This is a genomic window from Gordonia sp. WA4-43 (assembly GCF_020520305.1).
Classification (GTDB): domain Bacteria; phylum Actinomycetota; class Actinomycetes; order Mycobacteriales; family Mycobacteriaceae; genus Gordonia; species Gordonia hongkongensis.
The window spans coordinates 964,791-985,762 of sequence record NZ_CP084736.1 but is presented as its reverse complement, the minus strand read 5'-3'; the positions used below and the strand labels follow the sequence as shown (position 1 = coordinate 985,762).

The window sequence follows — 20,972 nt, the reverse complement described above, 5'->3', positions numbered from 1 at the left end:
TGGAGTTCGCAGGCTCCTATTCGGTCACTTCCGAGCGGTCACCGCTCCACAGGGTGTGGAACGTGCCCTCCTTGTCGATGCGCTGGTAGGTGTGCGCGCCGAAGTAGTCGCGCAGGCCCTGGGTGAGCGCGGCCGGCAGGCGTTCGGCTCGCAGACCGTCGTAGTACGACAGCGACGACGCGAACGCCGGCACGGGGATACCGAGGAGCGTCGCGGTCGAAACCACCCGGCGCCAGCTGTCGATGCCGACCTCGACGGCTTCGCGGAAGTACGGCGCGAGAAGCAGGCTCGGGAGGGCGGGATCGTCGTGGTAGGCCTCACGGATGCGGTTGAGGAACTGTGCCCGGATGATGCAGCCGCCGCGCCAGATGGTGGCCAGCGCTCCGCGGTCGACATCCCAGCCGTACTCTGCGCTGCCGGCGGCGATCTGATCGAACCCCTGGGCGTAGGCGACGACCTTCGAGGCGTAGAGGGCGGTCTTGATGTCGTTGACGAAGGTCTCGCGGTCGGCGGGGGCCGAACCGAGGTTCCCCGACGACAGACCACGGGCCGCGACGCGCTGGTCGGTGGCGCTCGACAGCGCGCGGGCGAAGACGGCTTCGGCGATCCCGGTCGTCGGGATGCCCAGATCGAGGGCGGACTTCACGGTCCAGCGACCGGTGCCCTTCTGGCCCGCGGCGTCGACGATGACGTCGACCAGCGGCTTGCCGGTCTCGTCGTCGACCTGGCTGAGGACCTCGGCGGTAATCTCGATCAGGTAGCTCTCGAGTTCGGTGGTGTTCCAGTCGCGGAAGACGTCGGCGATCTCCGAGACCGGCATGTCCAGGGCCTTGCGCATGAGGTCGTAGGCCTCGCCGATGAGCTGCATGTCGGCGTACTCGATGCCGTTGTGCACCATCTTGACGAAGTGGCCGCTGCCGTCGGGGCCGATGTGGGTGCAGCACGGCTCGCCGTCGACTTGGGCGGCGATCGACTCGAGGAGGGGGCCGAGCGACTCGTACGACTCGACTGGTCCGCCCGGCATGATCGACGGGCCGTTGAGAGCGCCCTCTTCGCCGCCGGAGATGCCGGCGCCGACGAAGTTGAGTCCGCGGGCCGACATCGCGGCCTCGCGCCGGATGGTGTCGGTGTAGAGGGCGTTGCCGCCGTCGATGATGATGTCGCCGGGCTCCATGGCGTCGGCGAGTTCTTCGATCACCGCGTCGGTCGCGTCGCCCGCCTTCACCATGATCAGCACCCGGCGCGGACGCTCGAGCGCCGCCACGAACTCGGCCACGGTCTCGGTGCGGATGAAGTCGCCGTCACCGCCGTGGTTCTCGAGCAGCGCGTCGGTCTTGGCGATGCTCCGGTTGTGCAGCGCGACCGTGTACCCGTGACGGGCGAAGTTGCGTGCGATGTTCGAACCCATGACGGCCAGGCCGGTGACACCGATCTGGGCCTTCGCGGAGGAGGACGATGAGTCGACGTTGTTCATGCGGACAGCCTATTGCCTCTGTGTCCGAACCGGCGATCTGCCTCCACGCGTGACGGCGGTCCGATGCCGCGGCGAAGACGAGTCGTCAGAATGCCGACATGAGCCGATTGAGCTCGGTGAGCCACGGGATCGCGACCGCGAGGGTCGGGAGGACCAGGATCGCGGCGGCGGCGATGTAGGCGCCGGCCGCGAGAACGCGTGCGGGACGGTCGTCGCGGAGGCGGTGGACGCGCGTTAGGGTCGTCGGCCCGCCGACCGCCATCGCCCCGCGGGGAGCCACCGCGTCGGCGCAGGCGACCAGTGCGCGACCCAGTGTCGTCGGGGTGGTCGCGCGGACGGCCTGGTCGTCGGCCAGTGCCTCGACGAGGAGTTCGGCCGCGCCGAGCGCGGAACTGCTGCGCACGAACCGGGGGAACGCCTCGTGCAGTGCGATGAAGGCCTCGAGCACGAGGTCGTGCCGGGCACGTAGGTGGGCGCGCTCGTGCGCGATGACGGCGACCAGTTCGTCCCGGGTGAGGCGATGTACGACGCCTTCGCTGACCACGACACGCTGGCGGAGGCCGGGCAGGCAGTAGGCGAGCGGCTGCTCGACGTCGATCATGCGGACGTCGCGGGCGTAGAGCGGGTCGTCGGCGTCGTCGGTCCGGTCACAGCGGTCGAGGATGTCGATGAGCTGGCGGTGGGCCTTGCGCCGAGCGCGGGTGCGCAGGCCGACGCGGATCACGGTGTAGAACAGCCGCGCGCCGACGAACAGGGTCAGGACGAAGACCCCGACGCAGAGGAGCCACAGCGGCCAGCCGAGGCGTTCGATCTCACGGACCGGGTGGGTCGTCGGGGTGCCGTCGGGACCGATCACGAGGATGTTCGCCGCGATCGCCAGGCCACAGCTGAACGCCGACAGCACGGCGGCCAGGGCAATGGCCTGCCACAGCGTCATCGCCGCGCGTGGTGCTCGGATCGGCCAGCGGGCCCGGGACAGTGCCTCGGGTACGGGTCCGGCGAGCACCAGGCTGACGATGCCGAAGAGCAAGGCGGTCATCTAATGATTCCTCAGGGTGGGCTGCGAGTGGTGGTGCCGCGAATCTAGCCGGTGTCGCTCGTTCCGCGGGCGGCTTCGAGTTCATCGAGTGCGGAACGGAGGGCGGCCGCCTCGTCGGCGCCCACGCGACCGACGAAGGACACCAGGGCCGCGTGTCGGGAGCCGGGGGCGGCGGCCTCGCTGAGCGCGTCGACCATGAGGCTGGCTACCAGGTCCTCGCGGGGATGGGTGGGGACGTACTTGTGGGCCCGGTCGTCGCGGATCTGCGTCACCAGATTTTTCTTCGCCAGTCGCTGCAGGACCGTCATGACGGTCGTGTACGCGAGGGAGCGGTCCCGGGACAGTGCGGCGTGTACCTGCCGCACGGTCTGCGGGGTCGAACTCTCCCACAACGTGTCCATCACAGCGCGTTCGAGGTCGCCCAGGCCATTCATCTTTCGCATTTTACTGCTGTGCCTCCGTTTGTGGGTCCGCTGGATACCCAGTTGTTGCGTGCCGGTGTGCCGAGCGACGCTCGCGCGGGGCGGCACGCCGTTGACGTGGCCGTTTCTGCGGCGCTTGACACGTTGGTAAGGCTAGCCTACATTAAGTGTCACGTCGGACCGCGCGAGAGTCCTGAGGGCTGCAGAGACCCCCGGTCCACGGCACGGAAGGCCCCGCATCTCCCAGAGATGCGGGGCCTTCTGGGATCCTCGGGGGGCCAACGATCGGCGGTCGAGCCCGGTTCCCCGCCGAGTCCCGGACTGCTGTCGCCACGACCCGACCGGCATGCGACTGTTGACGTCATGACTGCTGACAGTGCGGACGATGTTCTCCGGGATTCATTCGGCAAAGGACTCGACGGCGTCCTGGGACTCGAGGTCGTCGAGGCCGGGCCGGACCGGATCGTGGCCACGATGGAGATCACCGAGCGTCATCATCAGCCGTTCGGCATCGTGCACGGCGGTGTCTATTGCGCGGTCGGTGAGAGTGTCGCCAGCATGAGCGGTTTCCTCTGGCTGCAGGACTCCGGGATCGGCGGCACCGCCGTCGGGGTGAACAACAACACTGACTTCCTCCGGTCCGTCCGCGCCGGCACGGTCACCGCGACGTCCACCCCGATCCACCGGGGCCGTCGCCAGCAGCTGTGGGCTGTCGACATGGTCGACCAGGACGGAAAGCTGCTGGCCAAATCGCAGGTGCGGCTGCAGAACATCGAGGTCACATAGGCCGTTGAGGCCCGCGTCACCCCATCGCCACTCGGCGCGCCGACCCCGTGTCGGCATGGCAGGATGACCCCTACTGCCCGGCCGGACCCACCGAACAGACCGTCCGGCCGAACACTCTCGAGGAGCGCTCCCGGTGCGACTGTCGCCGCATGAACAAGAACGGCTGTTGATTTCCTACGCGGCCGAGTTGGCCCGGCGGCGGCAGGGGCGCGGCCTGAAGCTCAACCACCCGGAGTCGGTCGCGCTGATCACCGATCACGTCCTGGAAGGCGCGCGCGACGGCCGGTCGGTGGCCGAGCTGATGACCTCCGGCCGCGAGGTGCTCCGGCGCGACGACGTCATGGACGGGGTGCCGGAGATGCTGCACGACGTCCAGGTGGAGGCGACGTTCCCCGACGGCACCAAGCTGGTGACCGTGCACGACCCCATCGCCTGACGCCCCTCGGTCGGGGCACCGTCCGAGGTGGATCGTGGCGCCCAGCGCCCGTCCATCGAACACCAGCAGTCCAGAGGAGACCGAAATGTCGGGTACGCATCCCGGGCCGCGATCGACGCTCGTGCCGGGTGAGGTCATCGCGGCCGACGGGACCATCGAGCTCAACGCGGGTGCCGACGCCGTCGAACTGCGGGTCGTGAACTCCGGCGATCGTCCGGTGCAGGTCGGCAGTCACGTGCACTTCCCGCAGTCGAATGAGGCACTGGTCTTCGACCGCGCCCGTGCGCACGGCCGTCGCCTCGACATCCCGGCCGGGACCGCGGTGCGGTTCGAGCCGGGTATCGAGATGACCGTCGGTCTCGTCCCACTCGGCGGAACCCGCGAGGTGTACGGGATCTCCCTGGCGCCCCCCGGCGTCTGCGGACCGGTCGACGCCGTCCGTACCGACGAGAGTGAGTGACGCATGGCCATCCTGGGACGCGACCGGTACGCACAGCTGTTCGGCCCGACCACGGGCGATCTGATCCGCCTCGCCGACACCGATCTGCTCATCGAGGTCACCGAGGACCTGTCGGGCGGACCGGGTCGCGCCGGAGACGAGGCCGTCTTCGGCGGTGGCAAGGTGATCCGCGAGTCGATGGGACAGAGCCGGGCGACCCGCGCCGACGGCGCCCCTGACACCGTCATCACCGGCGTCGTGGTCCTCGATCACTGGGGAATCATCAAGGCCGACCTGGGAATTCGGGACGGTCGCATTGTCGCCATGGGCAAGGCGGGCAATCCCGACACCATGGACGGGGTGCATCCGGACCTGGTCATCGGGCCGTCGACCGAGATCATCGCCGGCAACGGCAAGATCGTCACCGCCGGCGCCATCGACTGCCATGTGCACTTCATCTGTCCGCAGATCATGGACGAGGCGCTGGGCAACGGGATCACCACCGTGATCGGCGGCGGTACGGGTCCGGCCGAGGGCAGCAAGGCCACCACCGTGACACCCGGCGCATGGCATCTGGCCTCGATCCTCGCCGCGACCGATCACTGGCCGATGAACATCGCGCTCCTCGGCAAGGGCAACACCGTCAGCGCCGAGTCGATGCACGAGCAGATCCGCGCGGGCGCTTCGGGTTTCAAGCTGCACGAGGACTGGGGCAGCACGCCCGCGGCCATCGACGCCTGCCTGCGGGTGGCCGACGAAACCGGTGTCCAGGTCGCGCTGCACTCCGACACCCTGAACGAGGCCGGGTTCGTGGAGACGACCCTCGGCGCGATCGCCGGCCGCGGCATCCACGCCTACCACACCGAGGGTGCCGGCGGTGGTCACGCGCCGGACATCATCACGGTCGCGGCCTACCCGAATGTGCTTCCGTCGTCGACGAATCCGACGCGCCCGCACACGGTCAACACACTCGACGAGCACCTAGACATGTTGATGGTCTGCCACCATCTCAACCCCACCGTGCCGGAGGACCTCGCGTTCGCCGAGAGCCGGATCCGGCCGTCCACGATCGCGGCCGAGGACCTGCTCCACGACCTGGGCGCCATCTCGATGATCGGCTCGGACTCGCAGGCGATGGGCCGGATCGGCGAAGTCGTGCTCCGGACGTGGCAGACGGCGCACGTGATGAAGCGCAAACGCGGATCGCTGCCCGGCGACGGTCGGGCGGACAACAATCGCGCACGGCGCTACATCGCGAAGTACACGATCTGTCCGGCGCGTGCGCATGGCTTCGACGACGAGATCGGATCCGTCGAGGTCGGTAAGCTCGCCGACCTCGTGCTGTGGGACCCGGCGTTCTTCGGGATCCGCCCCGATCTGGTCATCAAGGGCGGCGCCATCGCGTGGGCGGCGATGGGCGACGCCAACGCCTCGATCCCCACGCCGCAACCGGTCTTCCCGCGCCCGATGTTCGGTGCCGCACCGAAACTCGCGGCCGCGACGTCGGTCAGCTTCGTCGCCCCGGGTGCCGACGCCGATCTCGCCGGGCGCATCGGGGTCGACCGCAGGTTCGTCCCGGTCAAGAACACCCGCGGCGTCGGGAAGGCCGACATGGTCAACAACGACGCCTGCCCGACGATCGAGGTCGACCCCGACACGTTCACGGTGCGGGTCGACGGTGAGGTGTGGGAGTCCGAGCCCGTCGCCGAACTCCCGATGGCGCAACGGTATTTCCTGTTCTGATGCGACCCGACGACACGAACCCGGGCGCCTCCGCGCCGCTGGCGATGATGCTGGCCCTGGCGGATTCGCGTCTACCGGTGGGCGGGCACGTCCACTCCGGTGGCGTTGAGCAGGCGATCACCGACGGATTCATCCGCACCGCAGGCGATCTCGCGTCCTTCCTGTACCGCCGGGTGACCACGAGCGGTCTCGTCGCGGCATCGGTGGCGGCGGCCGTGGCCGACGGCGCGCTCGACGTGCCCCGCGCGCAACGCGAAACCGATGCGCGCACACCGTCGGCGGCCGCACGGAAGGCATCGCTGGCGCAGGGCCGCGGGATGGTGCGGCTGGCGCGGCGGATGTGGCCGGACGTCGATTGGTCGGCCCACCGGCCGTCGACGCATCTCCCCGTCATCAGCGGGTCGATCGGCGCGGTGTCCTCGCTGTCGGGTTTCCACACGGCCCTGATCCTCGTGTACACCACGATGAGCGGGTCGGCGACTGCCGGCCAGCGCCTGCTCGCACTCGACCCGGCCGACGTGTCGATCATGATCGCCGAACTCGGTCCCGAGTGCGAACGCGTCGCCGCCGAGGCCGCGGTCGGCCTGGCGGACCTGTCCGATCCGGTGCTCGACATCTTCGCCGAACGCCATGAGCGGCAACCGATGCCGCTGTTCATGTCCTGACCATCGCCCCACCCATCCCGTGACCCGGCGAAGTCGCCGTCGCGAACCGAGAGGAGTTCCCATGCCCCCGCATCTCATCGACGGGCAGCCGCACACCCACGACCACAACCGGCCGCGCCGCAAGCGCGAGCCCGGCGAGGCGCTGCGCATCGGTGTCGGTGGCCCGGTCGGATCGGGCAAGACCGCGCTGGTGGCCGCACTGTGCCGACAGCTCCGGGACGAGTTGTCGGTCGCCGTGTTGACCAACGACATCTACACGACCGAGGACGCCGACTTCCTGCGCCGCAACGCTGTTCTGCCCGACGAACGGATCACCGCCGTCCAGACCGGCGGATGTCCGCACACCGCCATCCGGGACGACATCACCGCCAATCTCGACGCCATCGATGATCTCGTCGAGGCGAACCCACCGCTGGATCTGATCCTCGTGGAATCGGGCGGCGACAATCTCACCGCGACATTCTCGACAGGTCTGATCGACGTGCAGATCTTCGTCATCGACGTCGCGGGCGGGGACAAGGTGCCCCGCAAGGGCGGACCCGGCGTCACGTTCTCGGACCTGTTGGTGATCAACAAGATCGATCTGGCCGAACGCGTCAACGCCGACCTCGACGTCATGCGGCGCGACGCGGCGAAGGTCCGCGAGGGCCGGCAGACCGCCATGATCTCGCTGACTCAGGACCCGGCCGCGACGGATGTGCTGGCCTGGGTCCGGGCCCAACTGGCGGCCCCGGTCGCCGCCGGGTGACGATGCGCACCGAGGTCGACATCGTCGCCACCGTCGAGCGTGGCGTGCGTCATCGGGCGGTCGGGGGACTGGGCGTGCGGGTGACCGCGCCGGGCCACGTTCAGCTGATCGGCACCGCCGCCACGCCGCTCGGTGGTGACGAGATCGTGGTGCGCATCGAGGTCGAACCGGGTGCGCAGTTGCGAGTCGGCAGCGTCGCGGCGACGATCGCGCTGCCGGCCCGCGACCGTCCGGACTCGTCGGCTCGGTGGGAGATCGCCGTCGGCGACGGTGGTCGCCTGCGCATCGACCCGCAACCGACGGTCGTCGCCGGTGGCGCGGTCCACCGCTCGGACATCACGGCACGACTCGCCGCCGGCGCCACCCTCGATCTACACGAGCACGTCCAGATCGGCCGGGCGGCGAGCATGACGGACGCCACCCTGGTCGACCGCGACCGGATGGGTGCCTGGACCGGGGGTCTGATCGTCGAGGTCGACGATCAGTTGGTGCTGGCCCATCGGCTCTCGCTCGGTCAGGGCACACCCGCGGGGGCCGCGGGCCACCGAGCGGCGAGCAGCGTGTTCCGCTACCCCGACAACCGACCCGGCGACGTGCACGGGACCGAGTTCGCCGCTCGTCTGCAACTGGCCGGCGGTGCCAGTCTGACCACCGCCCTCGGGACCTCGGTCAGCACCGCGCGGCGGCTGGCCGACGGCCTGGAGATCGACTCTCTGGCCGTCGTGCCATAGACGACCACCGCCCAAGGGCCGGCCGCCGCCCGCGGGTCAGCTGGCCTCGGCCTCGGACTCCTTGCCGTCGGCGTCCTTGCCCTCGGTGGGGACCGAGCCCGTCGCCCCGGGAGCGGTCGACGCGGTGTCCACCGTCCCGGCATCGGTCTTCGCCGGTTCCGCATCGGAGGTCTCGCCGGCCTTCTCGAGCGCCGACAACTGGCCGATCGCGGTGCGCGCGTAGACCTGCTGCTCGGTCACCGCGAGCTGCGAACGGCCGCGCGTGGTGAACGCGAAGAACCAGTTGATCAGGGTGTTCAGGCGGTTGCGGAACCCGACCAGATACACGAGGTGCAGCGCCAGCCAGCCGAGCCAGGCGAAGTAGCCCTCGGTCTCGAAGGTCTTCTTGATGCCGGGGATCGGGACCTGCATCACCGCGGAGTACCGCGAGATGGTCGCCATCGAGCCCTTGTCGTAGTAGCTGAACGGCTTGCGCTGGTCGGGGGTCTGCCCCTTCAGCTCGGCCTTGATGGCGTCCGCGGCATAGCGGCCGCCCTGGATCGCGCCCTGCGCCACACCCGGGACCCCGTCGACGGCCATCATGTCGCCGACGACGAACACCTCGGGATGGCCGGGGATGGTGAGGTCGGGGAGCACCTTCACCCGGCCGGCGCGGTCGAGTTCGACGCCCGACTGCTCGGCGAGCTGCTGGCCGAGCGGGCTGGCCTGTACGCCGGCCGACCACACCTTGCACTGCGACTCGATGCGGCGGGTGGTGCCGTCCTTCTCCTTGACGACCAGGCCGTCGTAGTCGACGTCGACGACCATCGCGTTCAGCTGGATCTCGACGCCCATGCGCTCGAGGCGGGCCGCGGCCTTGCCACCGAGCTTCGGGCCGAACGGCGGCAGGACGGCCGGCGCGGCATCGAGCAGGATCACCCGGGCCTCGGTCGGGTCGATGTTGCGGAACGCGCCCTTGAGGGTCTTGTCGCTCATCTCGGCGATCTGGCCGGCCAACTCGACACCGGTGGGGCCGGCGCCGACGACCACGAAGGTCAGCAGCTTGGCGCGCTCGGCGGGGTCGTGGGACAGCTCGGCCTGCTCGAAGGCGCCCAGGATCCGACCGCGCAGTTCGAGTGCGTGGTCGATGGTCTTCATGCCGGGCGCGTACTCGGCGAAGTGATCGTTGCCGAAGTACGACTGATCGGCGCCGGCGGCGACGATGAGGTCGTCGTACGGGGTGACCGTGATGCGCTCGAGCAGGCGGGAGGTGACGGTCTTGGCCTCGAGGTCGATGTCGTACACATCACCCATGAGGACGGCGGTGTTCTTCTGCTTGCGCAGGACCACGCGGGTCGCCGGTGCGATCTCGCCCTCGGCGACGATGCCGGTCGCCACCTGGTAGAGCATCGGCTGGAACAGGTGGTGAGTGGTCTTGGCGATCAGCGTGACATCGACATCGGCCTTGGCCAGTCGCTGGGCGGCGAACAATCCGCCGAAGCCCGAACCGATGATGACCACTTTCCGACGGGTCGTGGCTGCTCCAGCGGGGGCCTGGACGGCGGGGCTGCTCATCTCCAGACATCTCCTTCCAGGTCGTTGGGCGACGGTCGTGCGGACTTCGGCGGACCCGAGTGGGGTGCTACCCGAGGGGGCCGTGTAGCGCCGGGGCCGGAGTACGACCGTGCACGATCTCAACGGTAGTCAATGATGATCCGATTGGCGCGGCCAGAGGGGTGTTGCGCTCACGCGGTGAGACCCCCGGCCGACGACCATCGTTGCGATCGCTCCTGCCAGTCGGCCCGGAGGAGCTCGTATTCGACCTCGGACCGGTCGCGGTCCGGGTGGATGGTCAGCAGCTCGGCCGAGTCCGCGGCGTCGTCGCAGAGGTGGATGGCGCAGAGCGTCATCCCGAGCTTCTCCATCACGCGGCGCGACGACGCGTTGCGGGCGACCGTGCTGGCGAACACCCGCTCGGTGCCGAGGTGGTCGAACGCGAACGCGACGAGGGCGAACGCCGCCTCGGTCGCGAGGCCGCGGCCCCACACCGTGCGCCGGAGGCGATAGCTCAGTTCGAGTTCGGCACGGTTGCTGTGCCGTGGTGTGCGCAGCGAGATCCAGCCGAGGAAGGCGGCGGTGGCGGGGTCGCACAGGATCCAGGTGCCGGTGCCGTGTCTGCGGTGTTCGGTCTCGGCGCGGGGCACCACCCAGTCCTCGATCACGGCGCGCGGTGTCGCGGCACCGCCGCTCACGTACCGCATGACCTCGGGATCGCTGTCGAGGTGGACGAGCTCTTCGACATCGACGGCGGACACCGGGCGCAGCCGAGCCCGTGCCGTGTCGATGTTCACCCGAGCCCCTCACCGCGCGCGGGGGTGCGCGCACCGATTCGCCTGACGTCCTGCCCCGGCGAGTGAGTCTACGGTCTGGTCGGCTGTGCCTCCTGCAGTTCGTCGTACGCGTGTCCCGCACTAAGATCGCGCCGTGGCCCCCCACCGAGATGCCCCCGACCCAGATGCCCTCGATCCCGAGGCAACCGCAGCCGGTTCCGCCGGACCGGACTACGTCCTCGACATCCCGGTCGCGCTGCGCTGGGGCGACATGGACATCAACAACCACATCAACAACGTGCAGATCTCCAGGATCTTCGAGGAGAGCCGGGTGCGTTCGTTCTATGAATGGATGCCCGACCGGCCGCGGAAGTTCTCGTTCCTCGTCGCGCGTCAGGACATCGAGTTCTCCGCTCCCGTGCACTACTCGCTCGACCCGGTGCACGTGCGCACCTGCATCGGACGCGTGGGCCGGTCGTCGTTCGTCATGGCCCTGCGCCTGTTCGACCAGTCCGGGACGCTGTGCGCCACGGCCGAGACCACGATGGTCGTCGTCGACCCGGACACCGGCCGACCCACCCCGATTCCCGACGACGCCCGGCCGCTGCTGACCGCGCGCCTCGGCGAGCCGGTGCGTTTCCACACGCCCCGGTCGAACGCCGCGGGCTGACCGGGCCGGGCCCCGGAGTCACAGCCGTCCCATGCTCATCCTGCACCGCGCCGAACGCACCGACACGCTGGCCGATGCGCTGGCCGAGGTCCTCGCGCACCCGCTGGGCGACCCGATGCGCCCCGAGATCGTGTCGGTTCCCGCCGCGGGAGTCGAGCGGTGGCTCGCCCAGGATCTGGCCCGACGCCTGGGGGCAGGGGCCGGCGACGACGGGATCGCGGCCAACATCGACTTCACCGGACCGTCCCGCCTGGCTGACGCCATCGTCGCGGCGGTGCTCGGTGATACGCGTCTCAACACTTCGGGCTCGCTGACGGCGCCGGACGATCCGTGGCGTGCGGCCGAACTGACGTGGCCGGTGCTGCGTGTCCTCGACGACCGTGTCGACGACCCCGCGCTCGACGTGATCGCGCGGCACATCGGCGCGGGCGACACCTCCTCGCCCCGGATCGGGCGCCGCTACGCCACCGCACGCCATCTGGCCGAGTTGTTCGACCGGTACGGGCGGTCGCGCCCGTCGCTCATCGCCGACTGGGCCGCCGGCCACGATCTCGACGGTGCCGGCCGCCCCCTGCGGGACGACCTGGCGTGGCAGCCCGGGTTCTGGCGCGCGGTCCGCGCCGAGATCGGCCGGCCGCATCCCGCGGAGGATCTCGCCGCGGTCTGCGATCGGCTGCGCACCGACCCCGCGGCGGGGGGATTGCCGGAACGACTGTCGGTCTTCGGGCCGACGCGGATCACCGAGTCGTTCCGTCAGATCGCCGCGGCCGCGGCCGTCCACCACGATGTCCACCTGTTCGTGCCCCACCCGAGTCCGCGGCTGTGGGCGGAACTCGGTGCCCTGGTCAACCTCGACTCCGGCAACGGGGTCCCACCGCGACGCGGGGAGTGCGAGCTCCCCGAACTGCGAAACCCCCTGCTCGCCGGTCTCTCCCGTGATCTGCAGGAGCTCCAGTTGCGGCTCGCTCCGATCGTCGATCGGGACCTCCACCATGTGCCGCGAGAGTCGGTGCTCGGCGATACCGCGCTGCACGTCGTCCAGTCGGGGATCCGCGACGACCTCGCTCCCGCGCCCGGCCTCGCGCCCGCGCCCGGCCTCGCCGACACGTCGGACCCGACCGTCTCCGCGGACCCGTCCGTCGAGGTTCACGCGTGTCACGGGCCCGAGCGGCAGATCGAGGTCCTGCGGGATCGGTTGCTGCATCTGTTCGCCGCCGATCCCGAGCTGCAGCCGCGCGATGTCCTCATCATGTGCCCGGACGTCGAGACCTTCGCACCCCTGATCCGTGGCGCATTCGGACAAGCGGGGCTGCCGCATCCGGCGTTCGACCTCCGAGTTCGGCTCGCCGACCGTGGCATCCGCCACGTGAACCCCATCCTCGACGTGATCGTCGGAGTCGTGGAGCTGGCCGCGGGCCGGGTGACCGCAGGCGACGTCGTCGACCTCCTCGGCGCCCCGCCGGTACGAACCCGGTTCGCGATGACCGACGACGACCTGGATCTGATCCGGGAATGGCTGGCGCACAGCAACGTTCGGTGGGGGATAGGCGTCGCCGAACGCGCCCGCTACGGTCTCGAACGGTTCCGCCAGGGCACCTTCGACGCCGGCCTGGACCGCATCGCCCTCGGCGTCGTCGCCGAGGAGGCCGACGACGAATGGCTCGGTACCGCACTGCCGCTCGCCGGAGTGGAGAGCACCGGCATCGACCTCGTCGGCAGGTTCGACGAGTTCCTCGACCGACTCGGTCGGGTGCTGGCCGAACTGCGGGAAGCCGCTCCCGCGCACCGATGGGCGGAGACGCTCATCGACGCCGTCTCGTCGCTGACGGCGACCGAGCCCGCCGAGGATTGGCAACGCGCACAGGCGATCCGGATGCTCAGCGAGGCCTTCGGGGACACCCGACCGGTCGAGCCGGAGGAGGTGCTGCGTCTGGCGGACGTGCGGGACCTCCTGTCGGCACTTGTCGCCGGCCGGCCGACGCGCTCGAACTTCCGCACCGGAGAACTGACGGTGTGCACGATGGTGCCGATGCGCTCGGTGCCGCACCGGGTGATCGTGCTGCTCGGGATCGACGCCGAGGTGTTCCCGCGTGTCCAGCGTATCGACGGGGATGACGTACTCGGCGTCGATCCGCTGGTGGGCGAACGCAATCCGCGGGACGAGGACCGGCAGTGTTTCCTCGACGCGATCTGCGCCGCGCAAGATGCCCTCCTCGTCTTCTACAGTGGCGCCGACCCCGTCTCCGGCCGGCGGATCCCGCCCGCTGTGGTCGTGAGCGAACTGGTCGACACGCTCACCGGTCTGACCGGCGTGAGTCCCGTTCGCCGGCATTCGCTGCACGGGTTCGACGCGCGGAACTTCACCCCCGGTGGCGTGCCGGGAATCGCGGGGCCGTTCAGCCACGACGCGTCGATGCTTCGCGGAGCCGAGGCCTTACGCGAGCCGACGCGGCGCGTGGTGGTCGCCGCTGCCGAGGTGCTGCCCGCGCCGGAACGGAACCCCGACACCGAGGACATCGACCTCGCGACCCTCATCGACTTCCACGTGGACCCGATCGTGGCGTTCGTCCGCCAGCGCCTCGGTGCCCGCATCCCCGACGACGACCGGCCACACGACGACCAGCTCGATGTCGAACTGGAACCACTGGACAAGTGGGGGATCGGCGACCGATTCCTCTCCCGGATGCTGACCGGGGTGTCCATCGGGGAGTGCGAGGCGGCCGAGCTCCGGCGCGGCACGCTGCCGCCGTTCGCCTTCGGCACCCGCGAGCTCCGCGCGATCTCGCGGACGGTCACGCGGCTGTACGGCGTCGTCGAGCCGTTGCGCACAGGGACTCCCACGACCCTCGACGTCCTGGTCCGACTACCCGACGGCCGCCGGGTGCACGGAACGGTCGGTGACGTGTTCGGCGACACCGGGCCGGCCGCGTTGGTGCGGCCGACGTACTCCAAGCTCAAGGCCAAACAGCAACTCAGCGGCTGGATCACGCTTCTCGCGGTGGCCGCCGCCGCGACCCAGGGCAATGCCGCGGCGCGGTCGGTGGACTCGGCGGTCCTGATCGGGCGGGCCCCGCGAGGCGGCGGGACCACCACCATCACACTCCGGCGCCCCGAGGATCCGGTTCCGTTGCTCCACGACCTCGTCCGGCTACGTGACGAGGGTCTTCGTCGTCCGCTGCCGCTGCCGCTGGAACCCGCGTACACGTTCGTCGAGAACGACGGGCCCGGCCGGCGCAGCACGTTCTCGCTCGCCAACGCCCGCCGGAACTTCGACGACAGATTCGGTGCCGCGCACGACCCATATGTGAAGCTCGCATTCGGCGGGGACGTGCTGGCCGAGATCGATTTCGACGACCTCCTCGACGGCGCGACACCCGACCACCGCACCGTCGGCGGTGTCGAACTGCGCATGGCCGACGACGAACCGTTGTTCGCCGGGCTGGCCCGAACCGTGTGGGTGCCACTCGATCAGCACCGGGAGGGCACGTGAGACGGCCGGCCACCTTCGACGTCACCGCCGACCTGCCGGATCACACCACGGTCCTGGAGGCGAGCGCCGGAACCGGGAAGACCTACGCCATCGTCGGACTCGCGGCACGGCACATCGCCGAGGGTGTCCCGATTTCGGAGATGCTGCTGGTGACCTTCAGCCGGGCCGCGACCGCCGAGCTGCGCGAACGCATGCGAGACCGTGTGCGCGAGTTGCTCGACGGGCTCGACCGTCCCGGTGCCGCCCCCGGCCACGACGCGCTGCTGCAGATGCTGGCGCAGGGAGCACCGGACGAGGTCGCCACCCGTCGTCGCAATCTCGCCCGCGCTCTGAGCGACTTCGACGCGTCGACGATCGCGACCACCCACACGTTCTGCAACCGCATGCTGGAGGCGCTGGGGTTCCTGGGTGAGCGTGAACTGGTCTACTCGATCGTCGAAGAGGTCGACGAACTCACCGAAGAGGTGGCGCTGGACCTCTACCTGCGCGGCTTCTGGGCAAGCGACACACCGGAATTCGACTTCACCGAGGCGCGGTCGATCGCCCGCGACGCGGTACGCCAGGCGTCGGTCGCACTGGCGCCGGACACCTCCGAGTCGACCGACGGGCCGGGTGGCGATGCGGTGGCCGCCCGTCGGGTAAGTTTCGCGTCCGCGGTCCGCCGCATCGTCGAGGCGCGCAAACGTGATGCGCGCGTACGGACCTACGACGACCTGCAGGCCATCCTGCAACGCATCGTGACCGACCCGGTGGTCGGCGAGCGCGCGTGCGAACGTATCCGCAACACCTTCACCGTGGTCCTGGTCGACGAGTTCCAGGACACGGACCCGTTGCAGTGGGACATCCTGCGCCGGTGTTTCCACGGCCATCGCCGACTCATCCTCGTCGGCGACCCCAAACAGTCGATCTACGGGTTCCGCGGTGCCGAGGTCCTGAGCTACCTCGCCGCGGTGTCCTCGGCCGACACCTTGCAGGCGCTCGACGTGAACCGGCGATCCGACGGCGCGCTCGTCGACGCCCTCGGACATCTGTACGGCGAAGCGGCGCTGGGACATCCGGGCATCGTGGTGCATCCGGTCTCGGCGGCACACCCGGGCAGCCGGCTCGACGGTCGTCCGCCGCTACGCATCCGCGCGTTCCTGCGCACCGACTTCACGTCCCGTAACGCCTACAACCTGCCCGCGGTGAAGGACGTCCGCGACCGGATCGCGGTCGATGTCGCCGACGACATCGCGCAGACCCTCGCCCAGGGCGCTCGGCTCGAGGTCGACGGAACCTCCCGCCCGGTGAATCCCGGCGACATCGCGATCCTGGTGCGACTCAACAGCACCATCGAGCCGCTCCAGCGGGAGCTCGCCGAGCGCGGCATCAACTCGGTGATCGGGTCGGGGGTCAACGTGTTCTCCACGACCGCGGCCCAGCACTGGCTGTGGGTGATGCGTGCCGTCGAACAACCCTCCCGCGCGGACCGCGTGCGGTTGGCGGCGCTCACGACCCTGCTCGGCTGGTCGATCGAGAAGGTGGCCACCGCAGGCGAACCCGAGGTCGCCGAGCTCGGGGCCGAATTGGCATCGCTGGGACGGGTGTTCGTGCAGGGCGGGTTCGCCGCGATGGCGCAGCGCCTGCTCGACTCGCACGGTGTCGCCGCGCGCGTCCTGGCCACCGAGAACGGTGAACGCATCCTCACCGATCTCCTGCAGGTGTCCGCGCTCTGCAACAAGCACGTGGTCGAGACCTCGGCGGGAGTCAGCGGCCTCGTCGAGTGGCTGGCCGAGCGGATCGCCGACACGTCCGCGCGCCAGCGATACGAAGACCAGAGTCGACGACTCGACCGCGACACCCAGGCCGTCCAGATCATGACCGTGCATGCCAGCAAGGGCCTGCAGTTCCCGATCGTCTACGTGCCCTACGGCTGGGACGGGACGTGGATCGGCGACCGCGGCAACATCACCTACCACGACGAGTCGGGTACCCGGCGTCTCGATGTCGGTGGCGGGCAGGCGCCCGGCCGCGCGGCGCGGCGCAAGCGGTACGCCGAGGAGACGGCCGGCGAAGACCTCCGGCTGCTCTACGTCGCGCTGACGCGGGCGCAATCGCAGGTCGTGGCGTGGTGGGCGCCGTCGATGAACACCACGAGCGGGCCGCTGCACCGGCTGATCTTCGGGCGCGACACCGCGACCCGAATCCCTTCCGAGACCGGCGAATCGGTGTGGTCGGTCGCCCCCGACGTCCCCATACCCGACGACGACGCCACGTGCGTCGGCGTCCTGCGCACCCTGACCGGGCGCGATGCCGCGATCTCGGTCGAGCCCGCCGGCCGGATCGAGGCCGGTGCGGTGGCGGCCCCGCCGCACGCCGATGTCGAGACGGCGACCCTCGGGGTCGCGCGGTTCCGGCGCGCCATCGATCAGGAATGGCGTCGCACGTCGTACTCGGCCATCGTCGCCGACGTCGCGCACGGCGCACCCGGGGGGCCCGCCGGTTCTGTCGTCACCACCGGCAGCGAACCGGCCGACGACATCCTCGGTGACGAGCCGGTCGCCGACCCGATCGAGCTCGACGAGCCGCCCGCCGAGGGGCGCCGAGCGGGAACGCCGTCGCTTATGAACGGGCTGCCCTACGGGGCGGCGTTCGGCACCCTGGTGCACGAGGTCCTCGAATACGTCGACACCTCGGAGCCCGACATCGAAACCCACGTGCGCGAATTGTGTTCGCGCGCACTCGGGGTCCTGCCGGCCGACATCGACGCCGACGTACTGGTCGCCGCGCTCGTCGGCGTCCTCACCACGCCACTCGGTTTCGGCGATCTCTGGGGCGTCGAGCCGGGAGATCGCCTCGCCGAGCTCGACTTCGAGCTCCCACTGGGGCCGCCGGATCGCGCCCCCGGCGCCCGTGGGGCGACGCCGGGGGTGTTCGCCGAACTGCTGGACCGGTATCTGCCCGACGACGATCCGTTGCGTGACTACGTCGATCACCTCCGCGAGCTCCCCGATCGTGAACTGCGCGGCTTCCTGACGGGCAGCATCGACTCGGTGCTGCGCACCCCGGACGGCCGCTACGTGGTCGTCGACTACAAGACCAACCGCATCCGGGCGGGGGACCTGGTCGTCGAGGACTTCGACACCGAGGCCATGGCAGGCGAGATGATCGCCGCCCACTATCCGCTGCAGGCGATGCTGTATTCGGTTGCGCTGCACAGGTATCTGCGCTGGCGCGTCGTCGGCTACGATCCGGTCCGGCATCTCGGCCCGGTGCAGTACCACTTCGTGCGCGGGATGGCCGGGCCGGGCACGCCGCCCGGTTGCGGCGTGTTCGAGTGGGATCTGCCCGCAGACCTGATCCTCGCATTGTCCGATGCACTGGCGGGAGCGTCCCGATGACCGTGTCCGACGTCCAGGTGGTGGAGTGGGCCACCGGTGTGCTCGCCGAATGGAACGAGGCCGGAGTCCTCGCCGCCGCGGACGTGCACATCACCGACCGTCTCGTGACGATGTGCGCCGAGCCGGTGTCCGAGACCGCGCGTCTCGGCGCCGCGCTGGCGGTCCGTGCGGTGCGGCTCGGTTCGACGTGCCTCGCGCTGGACCGTTTGGGCGAGCTGGCCGGCGACGACACCGCCGACCTCACCATCCCGTCGTCCGATGCGGTGCTCGACGCACTGCTCGAGAGCCCGCTCGTCGCGGGCAGCGAGGCGGGTCCGTTGCGTCCGTTGGTGGTGAGACGGTCCATCGATGGGCCGCTGGTGTACCTCCAGAAGTACTTTCGGCAGGAACAGACGATCCGCGAGACGCTGGCCCGCCGCGCACAGACGACACCCGTGGTCGAAGCCGATGCGCTGCGCGCTGCGATAGCCGCCGTCTACACCTCGCCCGAGGACGGGCACCTGCAGAAGCTGGCGGCAGCGGTCGCCGCGACCCGCTGGACCACCGTCCTGGCGGGCGGTCCCGGCACCGGCAAGACCTACACGGTCGCACGCATTCTCGCGGTACTGGACGCCCTGCAGGGACCCGGCCTCCGTATCGGACTGTGCGCGCCGACGGGCCGGGCGGCGGCTCAGCTGCAGGCCTCGGTGGAAGCGGAGTCGACGGTTCCCGTCACGGCGCACGCCGTCACGCTCCACTCGTTGCTCGGCTGGCGCCCGGGTGCCAACCCGAGGTACGGCCGCGGGCGGACACTGCCGCACGACGTCATCGTCGTCGACGAGACCTCGATGCTGTCGATGACCGCGATGAGCCGTCTGCTCGACGCAGTCCGTCCGGATGCACGGGTGATCTTCGTCGGTGACCCGCATCAGCTCGCGTCGGTCGAGGCCGGAGCGGTGCTCGCGGATCTCGTCGAACGGGCGGATATCGCTAGAGTGCAAGGAGATTCGGGAACCGTGACGGCGGTATCACAGGCCGCGCTCGAGGCGGTGGGCCTGGATGCCGATCATGAACTGGAACCCGAGGACACCGATCATCTCGCCGGTGGCGTGATCACCCTGCGGCGCCAATTCCGTTTCGGCGGCGGCATCTCGCGGGTCGCGGCGGCCGTGAACGCCGGTGACGCGGACGAAGTCCTGAGACTGGTCGCCGCGGACGACGTCCCGAACGTCGAACTCGTGGCGCCCGACGACCTCGATGCCGTCCGTGCCGATCTCGTCGAATGGGGCCGGGCGCTGCGGGCAGCGGCCCGTCGTGCCGATGCCGACGGGGCGCTCGACGCGCTCGACGCCCACCGGGTGCTGTGCGCGCACCGGGAGGGGTCATGGGGTGTCCGTGGCTGGTCGGCCAGGATCACCGAGTGGCTGGGCACCGCCGGCGCCGAGCTGGCCGGATGGTATGCGGGACAGCCCATCCTGGTCACCGCCAACGACCGCCAGACGGCGACGTTCAACGGCGACACGGGCGTGGTGATCGCCGATCCCGAGGGCCGGACGCAGGGGGCCGACGGCGTCCGGGTCGCCTTCCGTCGCGGCGGATCGGTGCGACTCCTGCACCCGACGCAGCTAGCCGACGTCGTGTCGGTCCACGCGATGACCATCCACCGCAGCCAGGGCAGCCAGTTCCGGCAGGTCACGGTGATCCTCCCGCCCACGGGCTCAGAACTGCTCACCCGGGAGTTGCTGTACACCGCCATCACCCGCGCCCGCGACCACGTGCGGATCGTCGGGACACCCGAGGTGCTGGCCGCGGCGGTCGACCGCCGCGTGCAGCGGGCCAGCGGTCTGCGATCGGCGGTGACGCCGTTCGACCGCTCCTAGATCAGGTCGCAACCACCGGGGACGAGGTCGCGGCGCTGATAGCACTCGACGCCGAGCAGCTTCTCCTGGATGTCGTCGGGCAGCGACATGAAGCCGGAGATGGCCCGGCTGCGATCGATCTCGGAACGGTGGGCGGTGACGGCCGCCCTCTTGCGGGCCGCGAGATCCGACACATCGACGACCACGTCGATCTCGGACTCCGGGGTGCCGGGTAGCTGCTCCCGGGGGATGTCCGCGAACAGGCTCTCCGCGAGGATGTCCATCATCCACTCCGGGATGGTGGCGAAGTACAGCGAACGCACGCGCCAGGCCGGCCCGGCGCGGTGATAGAGCTTCGTCGACGCCGCCGCGTCGGCCGCGGCGCACGCGAGCCGGTGCGCGTGGACGTGGTCGGGGTGACCGTAGATACCCAGCGGGTCGTAGGTGATCACGATGTCGGGTTGCAGTGCCCGGATGTGGTGGGTGAGCGCACGGACCTGTTCGTCGAACGACGCCTCGCACAGCCGCTGCGCATCGGGTGCGGATTCCGGTCGCCGGTCGTCGGCATAGCCGAGCATGATCGGTGGTCGCGGCATGCCGAGGATGTCGACCGCGTCGGCGAGTTCGCGGTGCCGGACGGTGCCGTCGGTCCAGGTGCACATCACGAGGTCGACCTCGCCGCCGGCGTCGGTGTGACGCGCGATGAGTCCACCGGTCCACAGTGATTCGTCGTCGGGGTGCGCGTGCACCAACAGCAGTCGGGGTGTGCCCATCCACCTGGCTTCCTGATCGTTCCCGCACG

Annotated in this window: 17 protein-coding genes; 11 read left to right on the top strand and 6 right to left on the bottom strand. The window is 70.0% G+C overall.

Going from position 1 to position 20,972, the window contains the following annotated elements; all coding sequences use genetic code 11:
• Window positions 1-16: 16 nt before the first annotated feature.
• The 3 genes from gndA to LEL84_RS04565 all read right to left on the bottom strand — a co-directional run bounded on the left by gndA (window position 17) and on the right by LEL84_RS04565 (window position 2,956).
• Window positions 17-1,474: an NADP-dependent phosphogluconate dehydrogenase gene (gene gndA / locus LEL84_RS04575; RefSeq protein WP_226513434.1), complete on the bottom strand. Its 1,458-nt coding sequence runs from the start codon at window positions 1,472-1,474 to the stop codon at window positions 17-19.
• Window positions 1,475-1,559: 85 nt separating this feature from the next.
• Window positions 1,560-2,513, bottom strand: a complete 954-nt coding sequence (locus LEL84_RS04570; RefSeq protein WP_226513433.1) for a M56 family metallopeptidase — start codon at window positions 2,511-2,513, stop codon at window positions 1,560-1,562.
• A gap of 44 nt (window positions 2,514-2,557) precedes the next feature.
• Window positions 2,558-2,956: a BlaI/MecI/CopY family transcriptional regulator gene (locus tag LEL84_RS04565; protein WP_058253195.1), complete on the bottom strand. Its 399-nt coding sequence runs from the start codon at window positions 2,954-2,956 to the stop codon at window positions 2,558-2,560.
• Window positions 2,957-3,298: 342 nt separating this feature from the next.
• On the opposite strand from LEL84_RS04565, the gene LEL84_RS04560 reads away from it, so the two are divergent.
• From LEL84_RS04560 to LEL84_RS04530, 7 genes are all read left to right on the top strand, one after another.
• Entirely contained in the window at window positions 3,299-3,721 is a 423-nt protein-coding gene (locus LEL84_RS04560; RefSeq protein WP_226513432.1) for a PaaI family thioesterase, read from the top strand.
• A gap of 133 nt (window positions 3,722-3,854) precedes the next feature.
• Complete coding sequence (locus LEL84_RS04555; protein WP_058253197.1) at window positions 3,855-4,157, top strand: urease subunit gamma; 303 nt, start codon at window positions 3,855-3,857, stop codon at window positions 4,155-4,157.
• Between the two features lie 85 nt (window positions 4,158-4,242).
• Entirely contained in the window at window positions 4,243-4,617 is a 375-nt protein-coding gene (locus tag LEL84_RS04550; protein WP_226513431.1) for an urease subunit beta, read from the top strand.
• 3 nt (window positions 4,618-4,620) lie between these two features.
• A complete protein-coding gene (locus tag LEL84_RS04545; RefSeq protein ID WP_065629850.1) occupies window positions 4,621-6,339 on the top strand; it encodes an urease subunit alpha in 1,719 nt (572 codons plus the stop codon).
• Window positions 6,339-7,004, top strand: coding sequence for an urease accessory protein UreF (locus tag LEL84_RS04540; protein WP_068972433.1), 666 nt, complete (start codon window positions 6,339-6,341; stop codon window positions 7,002-7,004). The genes LEL84_RS04545 and LEL84_RS04540 overlap by 1 nt, the downstream gene beginning before the upstream one ends.
• A gap of 61 nt (window positions 7,005-7,065) precedes the next feature.
• Window positions 7,066-7,752 (top strand): urease accessory protein UreG, encoded by a 687-nt coding sequence (ureG, locus tag LEL84_RS04535; protein ID WP_065629852.1) that lies wholly within the window; start codon window positions 7,066-7,068, stop codon window positions 7,750-7,752.
• A 2-nt stretch (window positions 7,753-7,754) separates the two neighbouring features.
• Window positions 7,755-8,483 carry an urease accessory protein UreD gene (locus LEL84_RS04530; RefSeq protein ID WP_226513430.1) on the top strand — a complete coding sequence of 243 codons (729 nt, stop codon included), beginning with the start codon at window positions 7,755-7,757 and terminating at the stop codon, window positions 8,481-8,483.
• A 36-nt stretch (window positions 8,484-8,519) separates the two neighbouring features.
• Here the strand turns inward: LEL84_RS04530 and LEL84_RS04525 are convergent, their stop codons facing one another.
• Entirely contained in the window at window positions 8,520-10,037 is a 1,518-nt protein-coding gene (locus LEL84_RS04525) for an NAD(P)/FAD-dependent oxidoreductase (RefSeq protein WP_058253203.1), read from the bottom strand.
• A 170-nt stretch (window positions 10,038-10,207) separates the two neighbouring features.
• The gene (locus tag LEL84_RS04520; RefSeq protein ID WP_068972431.1) at window positions 10,208-10,813 is read right to left on the bottom strand and encodes a GNAT family N-acetyltransferase; all 606 of its coding nucleotides are present in this window, start codon (window positions 10,811-10,813) and stop codon (window positions 10,208-10,210) included.
• 133 nt (window positions 10,814-10,946) lie between these two features.
• Between LEL84_RS04520 and LEL84_RS04515 the strand changes: the two genes are divergently transcribed.
• The 4 genes from LEL84_RS04515 to recD are packed head-to-tail and all read left to right on the top strand — an operon-like array spanning window position 10,947 to window position 20,191.
• On the top strand, window positions 10,947-11,462 hold the full coding sequence (locus LEL84_RS04515) for an acyl-CoA thioesterase (protein WP_065629855.1): 516 nt from the start codon (window positions 10,947-10,949) through the stop codon (window positions 11,460-11,462).
• Window positions 11,463-11,493: 31 nt separating this feature from the next.
• Complete coding sequence (gene recC / locus LEL84_RS04510) at window positions 11,494-14,952, top strand: exodeoxyribonuclease V subunit gamma (RefSeq protein ID WP_226513429.1); 3,459 nt, start codon at window positions 11,494-11,496, stop codon at window positions 14,950-14,952.
• On the top strand, window positions 14,949-18,332 hold the full coding sequence (locus LEL84_RS04505; RefSeq protein WP_226513428.1) for a UvrD-helicase domain-containing protein: 3,384 nt from the start codon (window positions 14,949-14,951) through the stop codon (window positions 18,330-18,332). The genes recC and LEL84_RS04505 overlap by 4 nt, the downstream gene beginning before the upstream one ends.
• Entirely contained in the window at window positions 18,329-20,191 is a 1,863-nt protein-coding gene (gene recD / locus LEL84_RS04500) for an exodeoxyribonuclease V subunit alpha (protein ID WP_226513427.1), read from the top strand. Before LEL84_RS04505 ends, recD begins: the two co-directional genes overlap by 4 nt.
• Here recD and LEL84_RS04495 read toward each other — a convergent pair.
• Window positions 20,188-20,943, bottom strand: coding sequence for a PIG-L family deacetylase (locus LEL84_RS04495; protein ID WP_058253209.1), 756 nt, complete (start codon window positions 20,941-20,943; stop codon window positions 20,188-20,190). The two genes, recD and LEL84_RS04495, sit on opposite strands and share 4 nt — an antisense overlap.
• Between the last annotated feature and the right edge of the window lie 29 nt (window positions 20,944-20,972).